Below are 20,631 nucleotides of genomic sequence, written 5' to 3'. Positions count from 1 at the left end.
TGTGTGTAATTGGCGGCGACCCGCTGCGCTCGGCTTCGCCGGGCTTGCGATCGCCTTAAAGCGCGAGGTCGACGTCCCCGACGGGGACGGACACGCAGATCTGGATGTTTTCGTCCGGAGCGGTCGAGACCGCGCCGGTGGTCAGGCTGCGCACGGTGCCGGAGACCTTCCGGCGGGTGCAGGTGTGGCAGATGCCCATCCGGCATCCGTTCTCCGGCGTCAGGCCGGCCGATTCGGCCTGCTCGAGCAGCGAGCGACCGTCGTCGACGACGTCAACTCCGCTGTCCGCGAACGTGATTCGTCCGCCCGACGGGTTCGACGGAGCCGTGATCGCCGGCGGCACGAAGCTCTCGGTGTACACGGTGTCGCAATGCTCGCAGACAGCTTCGACCAAAGCCGTTGGGCCGCAGACGAATACCGCATCCGGGTCGGGCATCGCGGCGGCCAGATGCTGCGGCCCGAAGCGTCCGTCGAGCTCGCCCGAACCCGAACGGGTGAACCCGTGCAACACCCGGACCCCGGGCATCGCGGCCAACTCCTCGCGGTAGCAGGCCTCCGCAGGCGTGCGCGCGTAGTGGACGAACGCGATTTCCGCCCCCTGGTTTTGCAAGTGCCCCTCGGCCACCAGGGTGCGCAGCATCGCCATGACGGGCGTGATGCCACTGCCGCCGGAGATCAGGAGGATCCGCCGCGGCCTTTCGGAGGAGCCCAGCGCCGGCAGGACGAAGTCCCCGCCGACACCACTGAGCCCGACCACCATGCCGCGGCGGGCCTGTTCGTACAGGAAGTTCGAGACCAACCCGCCGTCATGACGGCCGACGGTCAACTCGAGGGTTTCGCTGCCTTCGACATTGGCCGGGGAATAGCAGCGGGTGTGCCGGCGGCCGTCGATTTCGACGGCGACGTTGACGTACTGACCGGCCTTGACGGTGTGGTTGGCGGTGAAGCTCTCGTTCGGGGCGAGGGTGAGCGTGACGCTGCGCGGCGTGGTACGCCGCACGTCGATGATCTTGGCGCGGGCTTCGCCCTGGGTCCAGGTTGGGTCTACCAGCTCGGTGTAGCGGTCGACACCGTGCGGGCCGGTAAGCAGTTCAACCAGGTCGGAACCGAGGATGCGGTTCCGGAAAGTCTTGGCGAAGTTCCGACGCGAGGTCTGACTTCTTTGAGTGAACATATGTACACCGTGCGACGTATGGGTGCAGCTAGTCAAGGGTTTCCGCAGCTCTGTGGTAGGCTTCACACAGTGAACGGTCGTACTCCTAGCTCACGGCCGCACCGTTCGGGCCGCGAGCGTTCCCGAGAAAGCCCCTCACGCGAAGAGCGCAAGGAGGCCACTCGGCGCGCCATCATCGCCGCAGCACTCAAGCTGCTGCAAGACCGCAGCTTTTCGGCCCTGAGCCTGCGTGAGGTCACCCGCGAGGTCGGTATCGTGCCCGCGGCCTTCTATCGGCACTTCGAGTCGATGGAAGCGCTCGGGCTGGTGCTGATCGACGAGTCGTTCCGGAGTTTGCGCGACACCCTGCGCGACGCGCGCGCCGGCAAGCTCGACCCGAACCGGGTGATCGAGTCGTCCGTCGAGATCCTGATCGCCAGCGTCGCCGACCGCCGCGAGCACTGGCGTCTGATCGGCCGCGAGCGCAACAGCGGGCTCAGCGTGCTGCGCTACGCGATCCGCACCGAGATCCGGCTGATCACCTCGGAGTTGGCCACCGACCTGGCCCGCTTCCCGGGCCTCAACGCGTGGAGCACAGAAGACCTCAACGTGCTGGCGACCCTGTTCGTCAACTCGATGATCGTGATCGCCGAGGCGATCGAAGACGCCCAGACCGCCGAGGCGCTCGAAGACATCCGGCGGATCGCGGTCAAACAGTTGCGCATGATCGCCATCGGCATCGCCGGCTGGCGAAGCAACCCTTGACCTCTAGCGGGGTTCACGCCACATCGCCCACAGCGGTGGGCCGCCGCCCGGCAAGGGCATTTCCTGGGTGACCTCAAAGCCGAAACGCAGGTAGTACGGCACGTTTTCGGGCTTACTCGACTCGAGATAGGCCGGGCAGTGCTCGGCATCACAGCGGTCCAGCCGCGACCGCATCAACGCCTGGCCGTAGCCCTGGCCGCGGACCGTCGGATCGCTGCCGATCGCGGCCAGATACCAGTGCGGCTCTTCGGGATGCTCGCGCTTCATCATTTCCTGGATGTCGCGTGCCATCCCGGTCCGCAACCCGAACACTCTCAAGAAGGCCGGCGTCATCGCGAACTGGGCCCGGCGGGATTCCTGCCAGTGACCCGGCGGATCCCACAGGGCAGCCGCGCCGATGCCGGATCCGTCGTCGGCCACCTCGACGCCACCCTGGGGCAGATGATGGTGGCGGGTCATGGCGGTGAACATCCGCATCAGATGCGTGGTCCGGGTCATGCTGTTGGGAAATATCCAGGCCATCACCGGATCGTCGAAGAAGGCACGGCTCAACGTGGCGGACAACTCGCGGAGATCGGCTTTGCGCGCCGGACGTGCCTGGGGGGCCATCACGCCAGGCTAATGGCAAAACCTGCCCAGGACGACGGCCCCTGGAACATCATGGTGAAGCCCGTGACCGCCGCGACGGCACCACGAGGATCGAAAGCCACAGCACGCCGATCGCGGACGCGAGCCGGCACAGCAGCACCGCCCCAACAGCACGGGTGTGACGGTGCAGACGAGGGGTACTTTAGTGCGATGACCGGACTCTCACGTCGGACATTCGGGCAGATCGCCACCGGCGTGGGGGTGCTCGGCGCCGGCGCATTGGCCGGTGGATGCTCGAGCGAACATCGTGGTTCTCCCAGTAATCCGCCGCCGGTGACCAAGGGCGTGGGAATCACGCTGTCGCACGAGCAATTTCGCACCGACCAGCTGGTGCTGCAGGCCCAGGCCGCCGAAAAGGCGGGCTTCCAATACGTCTGGGCCAGCGACCATATCCAGCCGTGGCAAGACAACGAGGGCCACTCGATGTTCCCGTGGCTGACGCTGGCGCTGGTGGGCAACAGCACCAGCCATATCTCCTTCGGCACCGGCGTCACGTGTCCGACCTACCGCTACCACCCGGCAACGGTGGCGCAGGCGTTCGCGTCGCTGGCGATCCTGAGTCCGGGCCGGGTGTTCTTGGGCGTCGGGACCGGCGAGCGGCTCAACGAGCAGGCCGCCACCAACATGTGGGGCAAATACCCCGAGCGTCACGACCGGCTGGTCGAGGCGATCCAACTGATCCGCCAGCTTTGGTCTGGCGAGCGAATCTCGTTCGCGGGCCGCTACTTTCACACCAACTCGCTGAAGCTCTACGACATACCACCGAACCCGCCGCCTATCTTCGTCGCCGCCAGCGGACCCAAAAGCGCACGGTTGGCAGGGCAATATGGCGACGGCTGGATCACTCAATCCCGCGATCTGATCAATCCGAAGCTGCTGGCCGCGCTGAACGACGGTGCCCACGCCGCCGGGCGCGATCCCGCGACGTTGGGCAAGCGAGCCGAGTTATTCGCCGTCGTCGGCGATGCCGAAGAAGCCGCCCGCACGGCTGCCTTGTGGCGATTTACCGCCGGGGCCGCCGACCAACCCAATCCGGTCGAGATTCAGCGTGCCGCCGAGGCGAACCCGATCGAGAAAGTGCTGGCCAACTGGACGGTCGGCACCGACCCCGCCACGCACGTCACCGCCGTGCAGTGGGTTCTCGACGGTGGGGCCATCCCGTTTCTGCACTTCCCACAGGGCGACCCCATCGCCGCGATCAACTTCTATCGCGACTACGTCCTGCCCAAGCTGCACTAGCTGCTTTCATCGCATCGCTTCGTTACGCTGTGGCGCAACGCATTGCGCTTTCCGCCGGTTCGTGCGGCCAACGCTGGGTACAGGCCGCGCGCCAGATCGTGCAGAATGCGATCTCATGGATCCTTCGCAGCAGAACGAAAGGCATGAGCTGGCCGTCCGCATGGCCGAGCTGGCCCGCGCAATTGCCACACCGCGCGCACTCGACCAGGTGCTCCGGGATGTCACCGAGGCAGCGGTGGAGTTGATTCCGGGAGCCGACGTCGCCGGAGTGTTGCTGGTGAAGAAGGCCGGGGAGTTCGAGTCCCTTGCCGACACCGATGGCCTGGCTGGACAGCTCGACAAACTCCAGCAAGATTTCGGCGAAGGACCCTGCGCCGAGGCGGCTCTTCAAGAAACGATTGTTCGCGCCGACGATCTCCGTAGCGAGACACGGTGGCCTCGATACGCACCGGCCGCCGTGCAGCTCGGTGTCCTCAGCGGCCTGTCATTCAAGCTGTACACGGCGGACCGCACGGCCGGCGCGCTGAACTTGTTCGGTTTCGAGGCGGGGGTATGGGACACCGAAGCGGAAACCATTGGATCGGTGCTGGCCGCGCATGCCGCGGCGGCGATCTTGGCCGAGCGGCACGGCGAACACATGCAATCAGCACTGTCGTCCAGAGATCGCATTGGCCAGGCGAAGGGCATCATCATGGAACGCTACGACGTGGATGACGTACGCGCCTTCGACATGCTGCGGCTGCTATCTCAGGAGCAACAAACAAAACTCGTCGACATCGCGGATCGGGTCATAGAAACCCGCGGCGTCGGCGACTGAGTTCGGCCGGCGCGACCACCGGCCTCCCTTGACGCCCGTACGACGGACCGCATCTACGATGAGGTAGCTCGTTGCGGGTTTTAGCTGAGATGCCGGTGCGACGGTGCGCCGGGGGATGGGTGGCCACGGTGTGGGACTTCGAAACGGACCCGGAATACCAGGCGAAGCTGGACTGGGTCGAGAAATTCATGGTCGACGAGCTGGAACCGCTCGATCTGGTCGCCCTTGATCCGTACGACAAGAAGAACGCCGAGATGATGGCCATCCTGCGGCCGTTGCAGCAACAGGTGAAGGATCAAGGCCTGTGGGCGGCGCATCTGGGCCCCGAACTCGGCGGCCAGGGCTTCGGCCAGGTCAAGCTCGCGCTGCTCAACGAAATCCTCGGACGCTCCCGCTGGGCGCCATCCGTGTTCGGCTGCCAGGCGCCGGATTCCGGCAACGCCGAAATCCTGGCGCTGTTCGGCACCGACGAGCAGAAGGCGCGTTATCTGCAGCCACTGCTCGACGGCGAGATCTCCTCGTGTTATTCGATGACCGAACCGCAGGGCGGCTCCGATCCCGGGATGTTCGTCACGAGCGCCACCCGCGACGGTGACGACTGGGTGATCAACGGCGAGAAGTGGTTCTCCTCCAACGCCAAGCATGCGTCGTTCTTCATCGTCATGGCCGTCACCAAGCCCGACGCCCGGACCTACGACAAGATGTCACTGTTCATCGTTCCGGGCGAGACGCCGGGGATCGAGATCATCCGCAACGTCGGGGTGGGCGGCGAATCGAAACACGGTTCGCACGGCTACGTCCGCTACAACGATGTCCGGGTGCCGGCCGATCACGTGCTCGGCGGTGAAGGATCGGCGTTCATGATCGCGCAGACCCGCCTCGGTGGCGGCCGGGTCCACCATGCGATGCGCACAATCGCGTTGGCGCGCAAGGCTTTCGACATGATGTGCGAGCGCGCCGTGTCACGCAAGACCCGGCATGGCCATCTCAGCGACTTTCAGATGACCCAGGAGAAGATCGCCGACAGCTGGATCCAGATCGAGCAGTTCAGGCTGCTGGTGCTGCGCACCGCCTGGCTGATCGACAAGCATCACGACTACCAGAAGGTGCGCCGCGACATCGCCGCGGTGAAGGTGGCGATGCCCCAGGTGCTGCACGACGTCGCGCAGCGCGCGCTGCACCTGCATGGCGCTCTCGGGGTCTCCGACGAGATGCCGTTCGTCAAGATGCTGGTGGCCGCCGAGTCGCTGGGCATCGCCGACGGCGCTACCGAGCTGCACAAGATGACCGTGGCCCGCCGCACGCTGCGTGAATACCAGCCTGTGACAACGCCTTTCCCGTCGGCTCACATACCGACCCGGCGCGCCGAAGCCGAGGCCCGGCTAGCCGAACGACTGGAGCACGCGATCGCCGAGTTCTGACGCATACTTTCCGGCCGAGCAGACGTCAGGAAATGTAGCGAACGATGCTTTCGGCCACACAGGCCGGCTTCGGCGACCCGTCGATCTCGACGGTGGTGGACACGATCGCCTGCACGGCGCCGCCGCCGACGTCCTCGACCGAGACCAGCGAACTGGTCGCCCGTACCTTCGACCCCACCGGCACCGGGGCGGGAAAGCGAACCTTGTTCAGGCCGTAGTTGATTGCGAGCTTGATGCCCTTGACGGTGTACATGTCGTGTTGCATCCGCGGTAGCAGCGACAGCGTCAGGTAGCCGTGGGCGATGGTCTTGCCGAAGGGACCGGCGGCCGCGCGTTCCGGGTCGACGTGGATCCACTGGTGATCACCGGTCGCGTCGGCGAAGAGGTTGACGTCTTCCTGAGTGATGGTGACCCATTCGCTTTGCCCGATGGTCTCTCCCGCGGCGGCGGCGAGGTCGGCGACTGACTCGAAGGTACGCATGCTTTCTCCTCTGCTCGCGGGTAAGCATAGAACTCGTGAGGCTGCTGCTGATTGCCGATACCCATGTGCCGAAACGCGCCCGCGATCTGCCGGCCCGGGTGTGGCAGGAGGTCGAGCAGGCCGATGTCGTCATCCACGCCGGTGACTGGATCGCGCTCGAATTGCTCGACGAGCTGGAATCCAGGGCCGCGCGCCTGGTCGGCTGCTGGGGCAACAACGACGGGCCGCGGTTGCGGGCGCGGCTGCCCGAGCGAGCGGACGTGACGCTGGCAGGCGTGCGATTCACGGTCGTGCACGAAACCGGTGCGGCGTCCGGCCGCGAGGCCCGGATGTCGCGGCTCTATCCGGACACCGACGTACTGGTATTCGGGCACAGCCACATTCCCTGGGATACGACGGCCCCGTCCGGCCTGCGCCTGCTCAACCCGGGCTCGCCGACGGATCGACGCCGCCAGCCGTTCTGCAGCTACATGACGACCAGCATCGACCACGGAGCAGTGACCGAGGTCATGCTGCACCACCTCGAGAAGTAGCCCAGATAAAGGCCCTGCACAGCCCGCACACATATATAGCTCGTAAACAGAGGTATATATGCAAGCACTGAGATCGCACCCCGACCTGGTCGGCGAAGTATTCGGCGTTGTCGGCCGATTCCGCCGCCAGCTGCGCAGATCCGCCGGGCGGGGGCTGGACTCCGCCCGGTTCACCGAGGCTCAGTCGGAGCTGCTCTGGCTGGTCGGACGCCGCCCGGGTATCTCGGTCCGCGCGGCGGCGACCGAACTCGGGTTGGTCCCCAACACCGCCTCGACGATGGTTTCCAAGCTGGTGTCCAACGGTTCGCTGATCCGGACCGTCGACGAGACCGACCGCCGCGTCTGTCAACTACGACTCGCCGAGCCCACCCAGCAGATAGTCGACGCATCGCGTGCCGTCCGGCGCGCGCTGCTGTCCGAAGTGCTGGGTGGGCTCAATGAAGACCAAATCGATTCTCTGACAAAGGGGTTGGAGGTTCTCGACATGGTGGCCCGCAGATTACAGGAGAAATGATGACGAAATTACCGATGGCGATCGACTGCCGGCACCTGACCTTCCACTACGGCCACTTCACCGCCGTCGACGACCTGACACTCAAGGTGCGGCCCGGCGAGACGATGGGCCTGCTGGGACCCAACGGCGCGGGTAAGACGACGCTGGTGCGGATGCTCACCACGCTAACCCCCGTGCAGCACGGCGAGTTGCGCATCTTCGGGATGGACTCCCGGCGCGATACCGTCGACATCCGCAGCAATATCGGTTATGTCCCGCAACAACTTTCGATCGAACCCGCATTGACCGGCCGACAGAACGTGGAATGGTTCGCCCGGCTCTACGGGGTACCGCGCGGCGAGCGGGCCGACCGGGTCGGTCAGGCGCTGGACGCGATGGAACTACTCGATGTGGCCGACCGGCTGGCCGGCACCTATTCCGGCGGCATGGTGCGCCGCCTGGAAGTGGCACAGGCCTTGGTCAATCGCCCGTCGCTGCTGGTGCTCGACGAGCCGACCGTGGGGTTGGACCCGATCGCGCGCGACGGCGTGTGGAACCAGGTGCAGAGCATGCAGGCCCAGTTCGGCATGACCGTGCTGCTGACCACGCACTACATGGAGGAAGCCGACGCCTTGTGCGATCGCGTCGCGCTGATGCATCGCGGCGTCCTGCGCGCCGTGGGCACACCCACTGAGCTGAAGTCGAAGGTGTCGCCCGGCGCGACGCTCGAGGACGTCTTCCGCCACTTTGCGTCCACGGACCTGCGCGGCGACTCCGCGTCCTCGGCAGTATCCAAGTCGGACTTCCGCGAAATCCGTTCCAGCAGAAAGGTTGCCAGCCGTGCCAGTTGATCACACCTGCGAACTCCCGGCCACCACGCTGGTGCGCGCACCGCGCGGATGGCAGCGGGTCAGCGCGACCTTCGGGCGCGTCGGCGCGTTCGCGATCGTCGAACTGCAGAAGCTGCGGCACGACCGCACCGAGCTCGTCACCCGGATGGTGCAACCGGCGCTGTGGTTGCTGATCTTCGGGACCACCTTCAGCAAGTTGCGCGTCATCAACACCGGATCGGTGTCCTACCAGGCCTTCCTGGCCCCGGGCATCATCGCGCAGTCGGCGCTGTTCATCTCGATCTTCTATGGCATCCAGATCATTTGGGACCGCGACGCCGGCGTGCTGTCCAAACTGATGGTGACGCCGGCGCCGGCGGCGTCGTTGATCACCGGCAAAGCGTTCGCGGCCGGTGTGCGCTCGGTCGCCCAAGTCGTCGGGGTGCTGGCGTTGGCTTACCTGATGCGCGTCGGTCTGACCGTCAACCCGCTGCGCATCCTGGCGGCCATGGTCACCGTGATGCTCGGCGCGGCGTTCTTCGCCTGCCTGTCGATGACGCTGGCCGGACTGGTCCGCAATCGCGATCGCCTGATGGGTATCGGACAGGCCATCACGATGCCGTTGTTCTTCGCGTCCAACGCGCTGTACCCGGTCGATGTGATGCCGTCGTGGCTGCGTGTGCTGAGCACCGTCAACCCGCTGAGTTACGAGGTCGACGCGTTGCGCGGGCTGTTGATCGGCACCCCGCTGAACTTGTTGGACTTCGTCGTGCTGGTCGTGGCGGCGCTGCTTGGAATTGCCACGGCCTCAACACTTTTGCGCCGCTTGGTCGCCTAGGCGGTAGCGCATACGCGGTCGCGTCGCAAGAGGGTGGCACGGTTCGAGGATCGATCGTGACCCTAACGAGATGATAACTCGGCGACTCTGAATCGTTAGCCAACCGCGATCTGCGGGCCCGGCCGTGACAGGCGATTCGAATCCCACGTCTGTGTTTCACTCCCCGAGAACAGATTCCACCGCGCGACGCGGCAGATGAGAGTTGGGATGGGTTATCGCTATGACATTCGTTGGGAAGTTGCGTGGCGCTGCGACATTTCTGCCGCGCCGACTGGCGATCGCGGTTGTAAGCGCTGCCCTGTTGTCCGGTCTGGTCGCTGTGGTCGGCGGCTCGGCGACTGCGGGGGCGTTCTCGAAGCCGGGTCTTCCAGTGGAGACCCTGCAGATTCCATCACCGTCGATGGGGCGCAACATCAAGGTCCAGTTCCAGGGCGGCGGACCGCACGCGGTCTACCTGCTCGACGGGCTGCGGGCGCAGGATGACTTCAACGGCTGGGACATCAACACCCCGGCGTTCGAGGAGTTCTACCAGTCCGGCATTTCGGTGATCATGCCTGTCGGCGGCCAGTCCAGCTTCTACAGCAACTGGTACCAGCCGTCGGCAAGCAACGGCCAGAACTACACCTACAAGTGGGAGACCTTCCTGACCCAGGAGATGCCGCTGTGGTTGCAGGCCAACAAGCAGGTGTCGCCGTTCGGCAACGCCGCGGTGGGATTGTCGATGTCGGGTGGCTCCGCGATGATCCTGGCCGCCTACTACCCGCAGCAGTTCCCCTACGCCGCTTCGCTTTCCGGCTTCCTCAACCCCTCCGACGGCTGGTGGCCGACGCTGATCGGCTTGGCGATGAGCGACTCGGGCGGCTACAGCGCCAACAGCATGTGGGGTCCGTCGACCGACCCGGCGTGGAAGCGCAACGACCCGATGCTGCAGATCCCGCGGCTGGTCGCCAACAACACCCGGGTCTGGGTGTACTGCGGTAACGGCACACCGAGCGACCTCGGCGGCGACAACATGCCGGCGAAGTTCCTCGAGGGCCTGACGCTGCGCACCAACGAGCAGTTCCAGAACAACTACGTGGCAGCGGGTGGACGCAACGGTGTGTTCAACTTCCCTGCCAACGGAACTCACTCGTGGCCCTACTGGAACCAGCAGCTGATGGCGATGAAGCCCGACATGCTGCAGGTGCTCAACTCGCCCGCTGCTGCACCACCTGCCCCGGCCGCCGCTCCCGCCGGCTGAGCATGGCAAAGTCGGCCTCGGCAGCAGCCGCACCAATCAGTGCTGCTGCCGAGGCCACTTATTCCTTGGCGTCCTTTTTTCTCAGCTCTTCCTGGCGGTCCTGATGGAAATAGGTGTAGACGGTGGTCAAAGCGCACACGGCGGTGGCGGCCACCAGCATCGCGGTGCCGTTGACGACCGAACCGATGAAGCCGCCCAGCGTGGCGCCTAGGACGATGCTGGCGAACAGCAGAAAGTAACCCAGCCAGTCGGCAGCCCGACCACCGGCGATGTGTCGCTCGATGCCCTGGCCCATCTTGACCAGCGTGCCGGTCACGTAGCTCAAGGGCACCGACACCTCGCCGTTCTTGACAAAAGAAGTGTTCAAAGCGCCGATGCCGAACGCCATCAGCGCGATTGGCGGGAAGTCCACATCGCTTTCACTCCAGCCCTCATCGATTACGTCGACCAAGGTGGCGGCGATCAGACTGAAGGTGGTCAGCACGGTCGGTCCGTGTGGGTGCGCCACCCAGAAATGCCGGCGGCAGGCCGATGCGATCACCACCCCGGCAACGAAGCACAGGATCAGCAGCATCGCGGCCACCGAAGGCCACACCTCGCCGCGGAAGAACCCGAGCGGAGCACGTTGGGCGTTGCCCGTCATGAAGGTCACCAAGTATCCGGCGGAATGAAGAAAGGAGGTCGCACCCAGCACACCCGCCAGCGCCCCTAAGACCCAGGACAGCCGTGTCTCGCTGTTGAAGATTTCATTCGCCACGGAAACCATGCAAGCAGAGCTCGTCGACGCGCGCACGGATCGCATTGGAAACGCATAGGAAACGCATGTATCGGGCCTGCCCGACACATGCGACGCCGAAAATCAATCGGCCGCTGTCAGCCGGGCGATGGACCGCAGCGGGATGGGCAGCCATCCCGGCCGGTGCCGCGCCTCATAGCCGGCCTCGTACACGGCCTTGTCGAGTTCATATGCGGCCAGCAGCCGCGCCGAATCACGCGGGTCGGTTCCCGACGCGGCCGCATAGCCGTCGCAGAAGGCGGCGCGGTTGCGCTCGACCCATTCGCGGGCGCGCGCCGCCAGCTGCTTGTCGCCCTCGTGGTCCACCAGCGGCCCGTAGGCGGCGTACTCGTACGACCGCAGTACACCGGCCACGTCGCGCAGCGGCGAATCCGGGGCCCGTCGCTCGTCCAGTGGCTGGCCGGGCTCACCCTCGAAGTCGATCAGCACCCAGCTCTCCGGGGTGCGCAGCACCTGCCCCAGGTGCAGGTCACCGTGCACGCGCTGGACGGTGATCGTCTCGCCGGCCAGCTTGCCGAAGCGCTCCTCGACCGTCGCCGCGTACTCTTCCAGCTCGGGCACCAGCGCCGCCGTCGACGCCAACCGGGCCAGCACGTTGTCCACCGGGAAGGTGGTCTGCGCGGTGCCCAGGGTTTCGGCGAGGGTGGCGTGCACGGACGCGACGGCCTCCCCGAGCCGGTAGGACTCACCGGCGAAGTCGCCGCCGACCTCGTGGGCATACAGGTCACCCTCGGCGAACAGGTCGCGGACGCTGGCCGTGGCCATGGCCCAGCCCTCGGCGGCGTTGGCCTCGAACTCGGTGACCATGCCCAGCGGCCATGCCGTGTCCTCGGCGCCGTCGTCCCCGGCAATCTCGTAGGTGCCTAACAGCCGGGCCACGTTCGGGTTGCCGGCGCGGCCCAGCACCCGGTTCAGCTCGATGTCGGGGTTGATGCCGCTGCTGACCCGACGAAAGACCTTGAAGATCGCGTCCCGATCGAAGATCACGCTGGTGTTCGACTGCTCGGCGTCGGCGACCCGCGGCCACGCCTCCAGCGGAAGCGTGGCATCGGGCTCTTTGCGAAACACCACTTCGGTGCCATCCGCATCGCGCGCCGCGGACTGGTCGATCAGCGACAGCAGGAACCGCGGACCGTCGGTTCCATACAGCGCGTCGTAACCGGTCCGGTCGCCGGCCGAGCCGATGGTGGCCACCGTGTTGTACTCGGTGACCGGCTCGGCGTCCCACCCGACCAGCACCTGATAGCGCTCCGCGGGGCCGCTGGCGTAGGTGGCGTCGACCAGCACCAGCTCGAGATTGTCGCGCAACGCAACGACCAGCCCGGCCTCGGCGCGGATCAGCTGACGATTGCGCCCGGCGTACCAACGTTGCTGCGGCAGCCATTCGGTCCAGGGCAGCTTGGCTGACTGACTCATGAGTTCTCCTCCGATGCGCACAGCTGGAACCAGTAGAACCCATGTCCCGGCAGTGTCAGCAAATAGGGCAGATGTCCGATCCGCGGAAACTCCACTTGGCCGGTGAGTTCGATCGGCGTGTGGCCGCTCCAATGTTGCAGGTTCAACTCGATCGGCTGCGGAAACCGCGAGAGGTTGTTGACGCATAGCACGATGTCTCCGTCGTCGGGTGCTTGACGCAGAAACGCCAGCACCGACGGATTTGAGCCGCCGAGTTCCTCGAACGATCCGATCGCGAACGCGTCGTGGCGGCGCCGCACCGACAGCATCATGCGGGTGAAGTTGAGCAGTGACGTCGAGGTGTCGCGCTGCGCCTCGACGTTGACGGCCTGATAGCCGTAGACCGAGTCCTGACTCGGCGGCAAATAAAGCCGGCCGGGATTGGCCTTGGAGAAGCCGGCGTTGCGGTCCGGGGTCCACTGCATCGGGGTGCGCACGCCGTCGCGGTCACCGAGCCAGATGACGTCGCCCATGCCGATCTCGTCGCCGTAGTACAGCACCGGTGAGCCGGGCAGCGACAGCAGCAGCCCGGTGAACAGCTCGATCTGGTTGCGGTCGTTGTCCAGCAGCGGCGCCAGCCGGCGGCGGATTCCCACGTTGGCCTTCATCCGCGGGTCCTTGGCGTACTCGGAGTACATGTAGTCGCGCTCTTCGTCGCTGACCATCTCCAGCGTCAGCTCGTCGTGGTTACGCAGGAAGATCCCCCACTGCGCCATGTCCGGGATCTCGGGCGTCTGGGCCAGGATCTCCGAGATCGGGAACCGCGACTCGCGCCGCACCGCCATGAAGATGCGCGGCATCAGCGGGAAGTGGAACGCCATGTGGCATTCGTCGCCCCCGGTGCTGGGGTCACCGAAGTACTCCACGACGTCGGCGGGCCACTGATTGGCCTCGGCCAGCAACACCCGGCCCGGGAACTCGTCGTCGATGACCTTGCGGACTCGCCGCAGGAAGGCGTGGGTCTCCGGCAGATTCTCGCAGTTGGTGCCCTCACGCTCGAAGAGGTACGGCACCGCATCCAGCCGGAACCCGTCGATACCCAGATCCAGCCAGAACCGCAGCACGTCGATCATCGCCTCTTGCACGGCCGGGTTGTCGTAGTTCAGGTCCGGCTGATGCGAGAAGAACCGGTGCCAGTAGAACTGCTTGCGGACCGGGTCGAACGTCCAGTTCGACTCCTCGGTATCGATGAAGATGATGCGCGCGTCGGTGTATTTCTCGCTGGTATCGCTCCACACGTAGAAGTCGCCATACGGGCCGTCCGGGTCGTGGCGGGACTCCTGAAACCACGGGTGCGAATCCGAAGTGTGGTTCATCACCAAATCGGTGATGACCCGGATCCCCCGCTCGTGCGCCGCGTTGAGCAACGCCACGAAGTCATCGACGTCGCCGAACTCGGGCAGCACCTTGTAGAAGTCACGAATGTCATAACCACCGTCGCGCAGCGGCGAGTCGTAGAACGGCGGCAGCCAGATGCAGTCGATCCCCAGCCACTGCAAATAGTCCAGGCGCTGCAGCAGCCCGCGCAGATCGCCGGACCCGTCGGCGTTGCCGTCCAGGAACGCCCGAACCAGCACCTCGTAGAAGACCGCGTGCTTGAACCAGGTCGGATCGGCTGGCAGCGAGGCCGCGATCTCGAAGTCCTCCGCGTTGGGGTGTTCGACGACACCCCCCTCGACGTGGCTGCCTCCCGCGGGATCGTGCTCCGAATCCTTCTTCGAGGCGTCGTTTGCGTCGTTCATCAATTCCACGATGCCACGTGTACCCGAGGCGAGCAGATCGGAACCACCTCGCTAATCTGCCGTCCCAGCAACCGAATTGGCCTCCGGTCAGGCATTTGGACGCTTCCCGATCAGGCCGGAGGCCCGTCGCCCAGCGTCACAGGCCCGCTGCGGGGAGCGCCGCCGGAGTTCCAGTGCAGCGTGATCACGTCCCCGGGGTGATGCGGGACCAGGACGTCGGTCATCGCGGTGGGACCGTTGATCGGCACATTGTCCACCGCGGTGATGATGTCACCGGGCGCAATGCCACTCCCCGCGGCGGGACCGCCGTCGACCAGGCGTTGGACCCGGGCACCGTTGCCGCCGTTTTCCGCAACGCCCATGCCGATGAAGGCCGTGGGCCCGATGTGCACGGTGTTGGACCCGGCGCCGGAGCGGATCTGGTTGGCGACGCCCATCGCGTGACCGATCGGGATCGCGAAGCCTTGTCCGCCGGACATCTTGTAGCTGTCGGTGGCGGCGGTGTCCACGCCGACCACCTGCCCGGCGTTGTTGACCAGCGGCCCACCCGAGTCGCCGGGCTTGATCGCGGTGTCGGCCTGGATCAGTCCACCCAGCGTCTCGTCGGCGCCGGTCAGGGTGTCGGTGGCCGAGACGGTCTGGTTGAGCGCGACGACGCGTCCGGGCACCACGCTCGGCGCTCCGCCCTGTCCGTGGGTGTTGCCGAGCGCCGTCACCGGCTCGCCGACCCCGACGCCGCCACCGATTGCGGCGGCAGGCAGGCCGCCGGCCCCCCGCAGCTGCAGCACCGCGATATCGGCGGTGCGGGAGTAGCCGATCACGTCGACACCGTAGGTCTGGCCATTGCCGACATCGAACGCGGAGATGTCAGTGGCAGCCGAGATCACGTGGTTGTTGGTGAGCACTACACCACCGGGATCGATGACGATTCCGGTTCCGGCCCCGATCGCGTTGTTGTAGCCGAACCGGGTGCTGATGTTGACGACCGCGGGTCCGACCTGGCCGGCGATGTCCAGCGGGAACATCGGTGCGTCGGGGACGCGGTCGGACGCCAGGGTTGACGGCGATGCAGCTGCCGGCACCGTGTTCAGGCCCAGACCCAGTCCCACCACAGCCAGCACACTGACCAGCCATGACCACCAGACCGAGCGGGGGTGCCCTTTGCTCATCCCGTACCTCCCTGATTGGGGTGCGAACCAGAAGCGGCCCAGCCTCCACGTCTGGACCGCACATTTTGTGTACCTCACCGTAATGCAGGTAGCTAGTTCAGGGCGCACGGAACGCTGATCGGCTTTTACGCCCGTTAGCTGGCTCTAAGCTGGTTCAGTGGGCGAATCCGACCCCAAAGCTCGGTTCACGCGGTCCCCGGTGGCGCGGCTGGCGACCAGTTCGGCCGACGGAAAACCGCACCTGGTGCCGGTTGTCTTCGCGGTCCATGAAGGCGTCAGCGACATGGTCTACACCGCGATCGACGCGAAACCCAAGAGCACGCAGCGGCTGCGCCGGCTGGCCAACATCGCGAGCAACGCGCAGGTCAGCCTGCTCGTTGACCATTACGCCGACGAGTGGACGCAGTTGTGGTGGGTCCGGGCCGACGGCGAGGCTCGCATCCATACCGACGGCGCGGCACTGCACACCGGCTACCGGCTGTTGCGCGCCAAATACCCTCAGTACCAATCGGTTTCGCTCAACGGCCCGGTCATCGAGATCACGGTGCACCGCTGGTCGAGCTGGCACGCCTGACCCAGCGCGTCGCAGCGGGCAATTGTGGCCGGCCCGTGGCCTTGTATTGGGCGGCAGTTGGGAGAAAGGTTGCCTGAATACGTTGTGTGAGCTAGGACACACCGTGCCGGACCGAGCGGACTGGAGGAAGGTCATGGCGGACAAGGCGAACGCTTCGGTGGGCACGGGAGCAGCTCCCACCGCCAACTGTCCCGGCGATGTCCGCAACGTCGTTCTGGTGGGCCCCTCGGGCGGCGGCAAGACGACGCTGGTCGAGGCCCTGCTCGTCGCGGGCGGCGTGCTGACCAGGGCGGGATCGGTGACCGACGGCAGCACCGTCTGCGACTACGACGACGCCGAGATCCGCCAACAGCGGTCGGTGGGCGTCGCGGTGGCCTCGCTGGCGCACGGCGGCATCAAGATCAACCTGGTCGACACGCCCGGCTACGCCGACTTCGTCGGCGAGCTGCGCGCCGGATTGCGTGCCGCGGATTGCGCATTGTTCGTGATCGCGGCCAACGAGGGCTGCGACGGCATTGACGAACCGACCAAGTCGCTGTGGCAGGAGTGCAGCCAGGTCGGCATGCCCCGCGCCGTGGTGATCACCAAGCTCGACCATGCCCGCGCCAACTACCTGGAAGCGCTGCAGGCCGCCCAAAACGCGTTCGGCGACAAGGTTTTACCGCTCTACCTGCCGATCGGCTCGCCGGCCTGCGAAGGCTTGATCGGCCTGCTGTCGCAGCAGCGCTACCGATACTCCGGTCGCACCCGGACCATCGAGGCGCCCGATCCCGGCGACGCCGACCGGATCGAGGACGCGCGCGGCACGCTGATCGAGGGCATCATCGAGGAATCCGAGGACGAGTCCCTGATGGAGCGCTACCTCGGCGGTGCGGCGATCGACGAGGCCGTGCTGATCGACGACCTGGAGCGCGCGGTCGCCCGCGGGTCGTTCTTCCCGGTGATCCCGGTCTGCAGCGGCACCGGCGTCGGCACCCTGGAACTGCTCGAGGTCGCTACCCGTGGGTTCCCGTCCCCGATGGAACATCGGATGCCGGAGGTGTTTACGCCGCATGGCGCTCCGCACGCCGAGCTGGCGTGCGACGCGGCAGCGCCGTTGTTGGCAGAGGTGGTGAAGACGACGTCTGACCCCTACGTCGGCAGGGTGAGTCTGGTCCGGGTGTTTTCCGGGACCATCCGGCCCGACACGACGGTGCATGTGTCGGGCCATTTTTCGGCCTTCTTCGGGCAGACCAACGGCAACGGCTCCCGCGGCCGCACCCACCCCGACCACGACGAAGACGAACGCATCGGGGTGCTGTCCTTCCCGCTGGGCAAGCAGCAGCGACCCGCACCCGAGGTGGTGGCCGGCGACATCTGCGCGATCGGCAAGCTCAGCCGTGCCGAGACCGGCGACACCCTGTCCGACAAGGCCGCGCCCCTGGTGCTCAAACCGTGGGCGATGCCCGAACCGCTGCTGCCGATCGCCATTGCGGCCCATGCCAAGACCGACGAGGACAAGCTGTCGGTCGGGCTGGGCCGGTTGGCCGCCGAGGACCCGACCCTGCGGATCGAGCAGAATCAGGAAACACACCAGATCGTGCTGTGGTGCATGGGTGAGGCCCACGCCGGCGTCGTGCTCGAGGCACTGGCCAGCCGCTACGGCGTCACCGTGGACGCGGTGGAACTGCGCGTCCCGCTGCGGGAGACGTTCGGCGGCAAGGCAAAAGGCCACGGTCGCCACGTCAAGCAGTCCGGCGGTCACGGCCAATACGCGGTGTGTGACATCGAGGTGGAGCCGCTGCCGGAAGGCTCCGGATTCGAGTTCGTCGACAAGGTGGTCGGCGGGGCGGTCCCGCGACAATTCATCCCGAGCGTGGAGAAGGGAGTCCGCGCGCAGATGGAAAAGGGCGTGCACGCGGGATATCCGGTGGTCGACATCCGAGTCACCCTGCTCGACGGCAAGGCCCACAGCGTGGACTCGTCGGACTTCGCGTTCCAGATGGCGGGTTCCCTGGCGCTGCGGGAGGCCGCCGCCGCGACGAAAATCGCACTGCTCGAGCCGATCGACGAGATCGCGGTGCTGGTGCCCGACGATTTCGTCGGCGCGGTGATGGGAGACTTGTCCGGCCGGCGCGGTCGCGTGCTGGGAACCGACACCGCGGGCCAGGACCGCACGCTGGTGCGCGCCGAGGTCCCCGCGGTCGAACTGACCCGATACGCGATCGATCTGCGTTCGCTGGCGCACGGCGCAGCGTCGTTCACCCGCACGTTTGCCCGCTACGAACCGATGCCGGAGTCCGCTGCGACCCGAGCGAAGGCTACTGTTTGAAAGCACTTGATAAACAGCCAGATTGGGAGCCCCGGATTCGCGTATGTCAACGTTCAATGGGCTTCCTGCCCATATCCTGCTCAATCATTTCGTCGTTGTCCTGGCTCCGCTGGCGGCGGTTCTGGCGATCCTGTGCGTGGTGTGGCCCGCCGCGCGGCGCCGGCTGATCTGGCTGGTTCTGTTGCTGGCGGTGGGCACGCTCGTCCTGACCCCGTTGACGACCACCGCGGGCGTCTGGCTGTCGGCTCGCGTCGGTGCTCAGACGCCGGTGCTCACCAACCACGAGCAACTCGGCTCCACCCTGATCTACATCGTCGCGGCACTGGCGGCGACGGTCACGGCGCTGGCCGTGCTGCACGTGCGTGAGGCGCACGGTGTGGACATGAAACTCACCCTGCACGCCGCGGTCGGGGCGCTGGTGGTCATCGCGGCGGTGGCCACCCTGGTGCAGACCTACCGGGTCGGTGATTCGGGTGCGCGCGCCGCGTGGGGGAACGTGACGTCGGGCCAGTGAGGTTGGCGCACAGCCTTTCTCAGACTCCGCCAAACTGCCGGGCCACGGCCCGCCGATCCAGCGAACCCTTGGCGGTATGCGGCAGTTCGCCGGTGTGCAGGAAGGTGGCCGGCACCTCGTAGGGCGCCAGCCGGTCACGGCAGAATTCCGTCAGCTCCTCGGGGCTGGGCGCAGTCGTGCCCCGCGCGACGATCACCGCGGCCACCGTCTCGCCGTACATCGTGTCCGGCAGCCCGAGCACGGCCACCTCCAGGATGCCGGGGTGGCTGGCCAGCACGCCCTCGACGCGTTCCGGCGAAATCTTCTCGCCGCCCCGGTTGATCAGTTCCTTGATCCGCCCGCGAATGCTCAGGTCACCCGCGGGGGACAGCGACCCGAGGTCGCCGGTGCGCAGCCAGCCGTCGGTGAAGTTGGCGGCGGTGATCGCCGGGTCGCCGAGGTAGCCGCGCACCACGGTCGGGCCACGAAGCCAGACCTCGCCGACGGCCTCGGGCGGCAGCGATTCACCGCCGGGCCCGGCGATCCGGATCTCCGGGCTGGTTGACTTTCCGACGAGACCTGTTGTCTCGGCGGGGTTTTGGTCTTGCTCGATGTCAGTGGTGGCGACCTGATGGGTGCCTTCGGTCATCCCGAACGCGCATACCACGCTGGCGCCGAAGGTGTCTTGCAGGGCCTGAGCCGTTTCCGTGGTGAGCGGAGCGCTGCAGCTGCGGATGAAGTGCAGCGCGACCCCTCCGCGTTCCGGTCGCTGCGTCTTGGCGCGCTCCAACAGGATCTGGTGAATGGTCGGAACCGCGGTGTACCAGGTGGCCCCGACGGCGTTGATGTCGTCCCAGAAGGTGTGCGCCGAGAACTTCCCTCGCGCGGGCAACAGCACGGTCCCACCGGATGCCAGCGTCGACAGCAGCGCGGCGATCAGACCGTGGCCGTGGTAGAGCGGCATCACCGCGACCGTCGCATCCGCCGGGCCCAGCTGATAGGCGGCGATGATGGCCCGCACCGAGCTGGCGATGTTCGTGTGTGTCCACGGGACCATCTTCGGCATCCCGGTGGTGCCGCCGGTGAACATGATCATCGCGTCGTCGTCGCGGAGGCCCTCGGGCACCGCCGCGTCCGGGTTCGGTGCCGCGGGCGCGTCCAGGTCGACCGACGACGCGGCGCCGTCAGCGCCGACGGTCACCGCGAACGTCCACCACACCAATCCCGGCTCCTCCTTGTCACCGGGACCCTCGCCGTCGACAAGCACCACACCCGCGCCGGCGACCTCACTGCGGGCACGCTGGTCACCGACGGGCAACGCCGGGTCCAGCGGCACCGCGATCAGCCCAGCGCGGGACGCCGCCAACAAACCCACGACGAATTCGGCGTTGCTGCCTGAGCGCAGCGCGATCCGGTCCCCCGGCCGCAGGCCGCCGTCCTTGAGCTGTCCGGCCAAGTCGTCGACCAGTCGCACCAGCTCGCCGTAGCTGACCGGCCTGCGATCGGGAGTGACGACGAGCGCCGTCGCCTCCGGCTCCCGGATTGCGGCCGCCGCCACCAGATCGGCGATGCTCGGGGATTCGTCGGTCAACCCCGCCGCCGGGGTGATCAAGTCAGACATCGCCATAGTCCT

The 20,631-nt window shown here is 66.4% G+C and carries 20 protein-coding genes; 12 read left to right on the top strand and 8 right to left on the bottom strand.

Annotated elements, in window-relative coordinates; genetic code table 11:
- Window positions 1–55 precede the first annotated feature (55 nt).
- Window positions 56–1,174 (bottom strand): ferredoxin reductase, encoded by a 1,119-nt coding sequence (locus MAAFP003_RS01110; protein WP_096283690.1) that lies wholly within the window; start codon window positions 1,172–1,174, stop codon window positions 56–58.
- Between the two features lie 69 nt (window positions 1,175–1,243).
- On the opposite strand from MAAFP003_RS01110, the gene MAAFP003_RS01105 reads away from it, so the two are divergent.
- On the top strand, window positions 1,244–1,918 hold the full coding sequence (locus MAAFP003_RS01105; RefSeq protein WP_096283688.1) for a TetR family transcriptional regulator: 675 nt from the start codon (window positions 1,244–1,246) through the stop codon (window positions 1,916–1,918).
- 3 nt (window positions 1,919–1,921) lie between these two features.
- Here MAAFP003_RS01105 and MAAFP003_RS01100 read toward each other — a convergent pair whose 3' ends face one another.
- Complete coding sequence (locus tag MAAFP003_RS01100; RefSeq protein ID WP_096283686.1) at window positions 1,922–2,527, bottom strand: GNAT family N-acetyltransferase; 606 nt, start codon at window positions 2,525–2,527, stop codon at window positions 1,922–1,924.
- A gap of 189 nt (window positions 2,528–2,716) precedes the next feature.
- Between MAAFP003_RS01100 and MAAFP003_RS01095 the strand changes: the two genes are divergently transcribed.
- The 3 genes from MAAFP003_RS01095 (at window position 2,717) to MAAFP003_RS01085 (ending at window position 6,043) form a co-directional block, all read left to right on the top strand.
- Window positions 2,717–3,805 carry a F420-dependent hydroxymycolic acid dehydrogenase gene (locus tag MAAFP003_RS01095; protein WP_096283684.1) on the top strand — a complete coding sequence of 363 codons (1,089 nt, stop codon included), beginning with the start codon at window positions 2,717–2,719 and terminating at the stop codon, window positions 3,803–3,805.
- Window positions 3,806–3,920: 115 nt separating this feature from the next.
- Window positions 3,921–4,622, top strand: coding sequence for a GAF and ANTAR domain-containing protein (locus MAAFP003_RS01090; RefSeq protein ID WP_096283682.1), 702 nt, complete (start codon window positions 3,921–3,923; stop codon window positions 4,620–4,622).
- A 128-nt stretch (window positions 4,623–4,750) separates the two neighbouring features.
- Window positions 4,751–6,043 carry an acyl-CoA dehydrogenase family protein gene (locus tag MAAFP003_RS01085; protein WP_207768438.1) on the top strand — a complete coding sequence of 431 codons (1,293 nt, stop codon included), beginning with the start codon at window positions 4,751–4,753 and terminating at the stop codon, window positions 6,041–6,043.
- Between the two features lie 25 nt (window positions 6,044–6,068).
- Here the strand turns inward: MAAFP003_RS01085 and MAAFP003_RS01080 are convergent, their stop codons facing one another.
- Complete coding sequence (locus MAAFP003_RS01080; protein ID WP_096283679.1) at window positions 6,069–6,524, bottom strand: MaoC family dehydratase; 456 nt, start codon at window positions 6,522–6,524, stop codon at window positions 6,069–6,071.
- A 35-nt stretch (window positions 6,525–6,559) separates the two neighbouring features.
- On the opposite strand from MAAFP003_RS01080, the gene MAAFP003_RS01075 reads away from it, so the two are divergent.
- The 5 genes from MAAFP003_RS01075 to ag85C all read left to right on the top strand — a co-directional run bounded on the left by MAAFP003_RS01075 (window position 6,560) and on the right by ag85C (window position 10,458).
- Window positions 6,560–7,057: a metallophosphoesterase family protein gene (locus MAAFP003_RS01075; protein WP_096283677.1), complete on the top strand. Its 498-nt coding sequence runs from the start codon at window positions 6,560–6,562 to the stop codon at window positions 7,055–7,057.
- A 58-nt stretch (window positions 7,058–7,115) separates the two neighbouring features.
- Window positions 7,116–7,571 (top strand): MarR family winged helix-turn-helix transcriptional regulator, encoded by a 456-nt coding sequence (locus MAAFP003_RS01070; protein WP_096283675.1) that lies wholly within the window; start codon window positions 7,116–7,118, stop codon window positions 7,569–7,571.
- On the top strand, window positions 7,568–8,401 hold the full coding sequence (locus tag MAAFP003_RS01065; protein WP_096283673.1) for an ATP-binding cassette domain-containing protein: 834 nt from the start codon (window positions 7,568–7,570) through the stop codon (window positions 8,399–8,401). Before MAAFP003_RS01070 ends, MAAFP003_RS01065 begins: the two co-directional genes overlap by 4 nt.
- A complete protein-coding gene (locus MAAFP003_RS01060; protein ID WP_165796270.1) occupies window positions 8,391–9,218 on the top strand; it encodes an ABC transporter permease in 828 nt (275 codons plus the stop codon). The genes MAAFP003_RS01065 and MAAFP003_RS01060 overlap by 11 nt, the downstream gene beginning before the upstream one ends.
- Window positions 9,219–9,438: 220 nt before the next feature.
- Window positions 9,439–10,458 carry a diacylglycerol acyltransferase/mycolyltransferase Ag85C gene (gene ag85C / locus MAAFP003_RS01055; protein WP_096283671.1) on the top strand — a complete coding sequence of 340 codons (1,020 nt, stop codon included), beginning with the start codon at window positions 9,439–9,441 and terminating at the stop codon, window positions 10,456–10,458.
- Between the two features lie 58 nt (window positions 10,459–10,516).
- Here the strand turns inward: ag85C and MAAFP003_RS01050 are convergent, their stop codons facing one another.
- The 4 genes from MAAFP003_RS01050 to MAAFP003_RS01035 all read right to left on the bottom strand — a co-directional run bounded on the left by MAAFP003_RS01050 (window position 10,517) and on the right by MAAFP003_RS01035 (window position 15,620).
- Entirely contained in the window at window positions 10,517–11,215 is a 699-nt protein-coding gene (locus MAAFP003_RS01050; protein ID WP_096290792.1) for a YoaK family protein, read from the bottom strand.
- Window positions 11,216–11,317: 102 nt separating this feature from the next.
- On the bottom strand, window positions 11,318–12,670 hold the full coding sequence (locus MAAFP003_RS01045) for a maltokinase N-terminal cap-like domain-containing protein (RefSeq protein WP_096283669.1): 1,353 nt from the start codon (window positions 12,668–12,670) through the stop codon (window positions 11,318–11,320).
- On the bottom strand, window positions 12,667–14,451 hold the full coding sequence (treS, locus tag MAAFP003_RS01040; RefSeq protein WP_096290791.1) for a maltose alpha-D-glucosyltransferase: 1,785 nt from the start codon (window positions 14,449–14,451) through the stop codon (window positions 12,667–12,669). The genes MAAFP003_RS01045 and treS overlap by 4 nt, the downstream gene beginning before the upstream one ends.
- 110 nt (window positions 14,452–14,561) lie before the next feature.
- Entirely contained in the window at window positions 14,562–15,620 is a 1,059-nt protein-coding gene (locus MAAFP003_RS01035; RefSeq protein WP_096283667.1) for a S1C family serine protease, read from the bottom strand.
- A gap of 157 nt (window positions 15,621–15,777) precedes the next feature.
- On the opposite strand from MAAFP003_RS01035, the gene MAAFP003_RS01030 reads away from it, so the two are divergent.
- The 3 genes from MAAFP003_RS01030 to MAAFP003_RS01020 all read left to right on the top strand — a co-directional run bounded on the left by MAAFP003_RS01030 (window position 15,778) and on the right by MAAFP003_RS01020 (window position 19,019).
- Window positions 15,778–16,194, top strand: a complete 417-nt coding sequence (locus tag MAAFP003_RS01030) for a TIGR03668 family PPOX class F420-dependent oxidoreductase (protein WP_096283665.1) — start codon at window positions 15,778–15,780, stop codon at window positions 16,192–16,194.
- A 133-nt stretch (window positions 16,195–16,327) separates the two neighbouring features.
- Complete coding sequence (locus tag MAAFP003_RS01025) at window positions 16,328–18,505, top strand: elongation factor G-like protein EF-G2 (protein ID WP_096283663.1); 2,178 nt, start codon at window positions 16,328–16,330, stop codon at window positions 18,503–18,505.
- 43 nt (window positions 18,506–18,548) lie between these two features.
- Window positions 18,549–19,019, top strand: a complete 471-nt coding sequence (locus MAAFP003_RS01020; RefSeq protein WP_096283661.1) for a DUF2231 domain-containing protein — start codon at window positions 18,549–18,551, stop codon at window positions 19,017–19,019.
- Window positions 19,020–19,038: 19 nt separating this feature from the next.
- Here the strand turns inward: MAAFP003_RS01020 and MAAFP003_RS01015 are convergent, their stop codons facing one another.
- Window positions 19,039–20,625 (bottom strand): FadD7 family fatty acid--CoA ligase, encoded by a 1,587-nt coding sequence (locus tag MAAFP003_RS01015; RefSeq protein WP_096283659.1) that lies wholly within the window; start codon window positions 20,623–20,625, stop codon window positions 19,039–19,041.
- Between the last annotated feature and the right edge of the window lie 6 nt (window positions 20,626–20,631).

Origin of the sequence: Mycobacterium ahvazicum, assembly GCF_900176255.2 — a bacterium.
In the GTDB taxonomy this organism is placed as follows: domain Bacteria; phylum Actinomycetota; class Actinomycetes; order Mycobacteriales; family Mycobacteriaceae; genus Mycobacterium; species Mycobacterium ahvazicum.
Note: the sequence above shows the minus strand (reverse complement) of the source record. Positions and strands in the feature narration are given on the sequence as shown.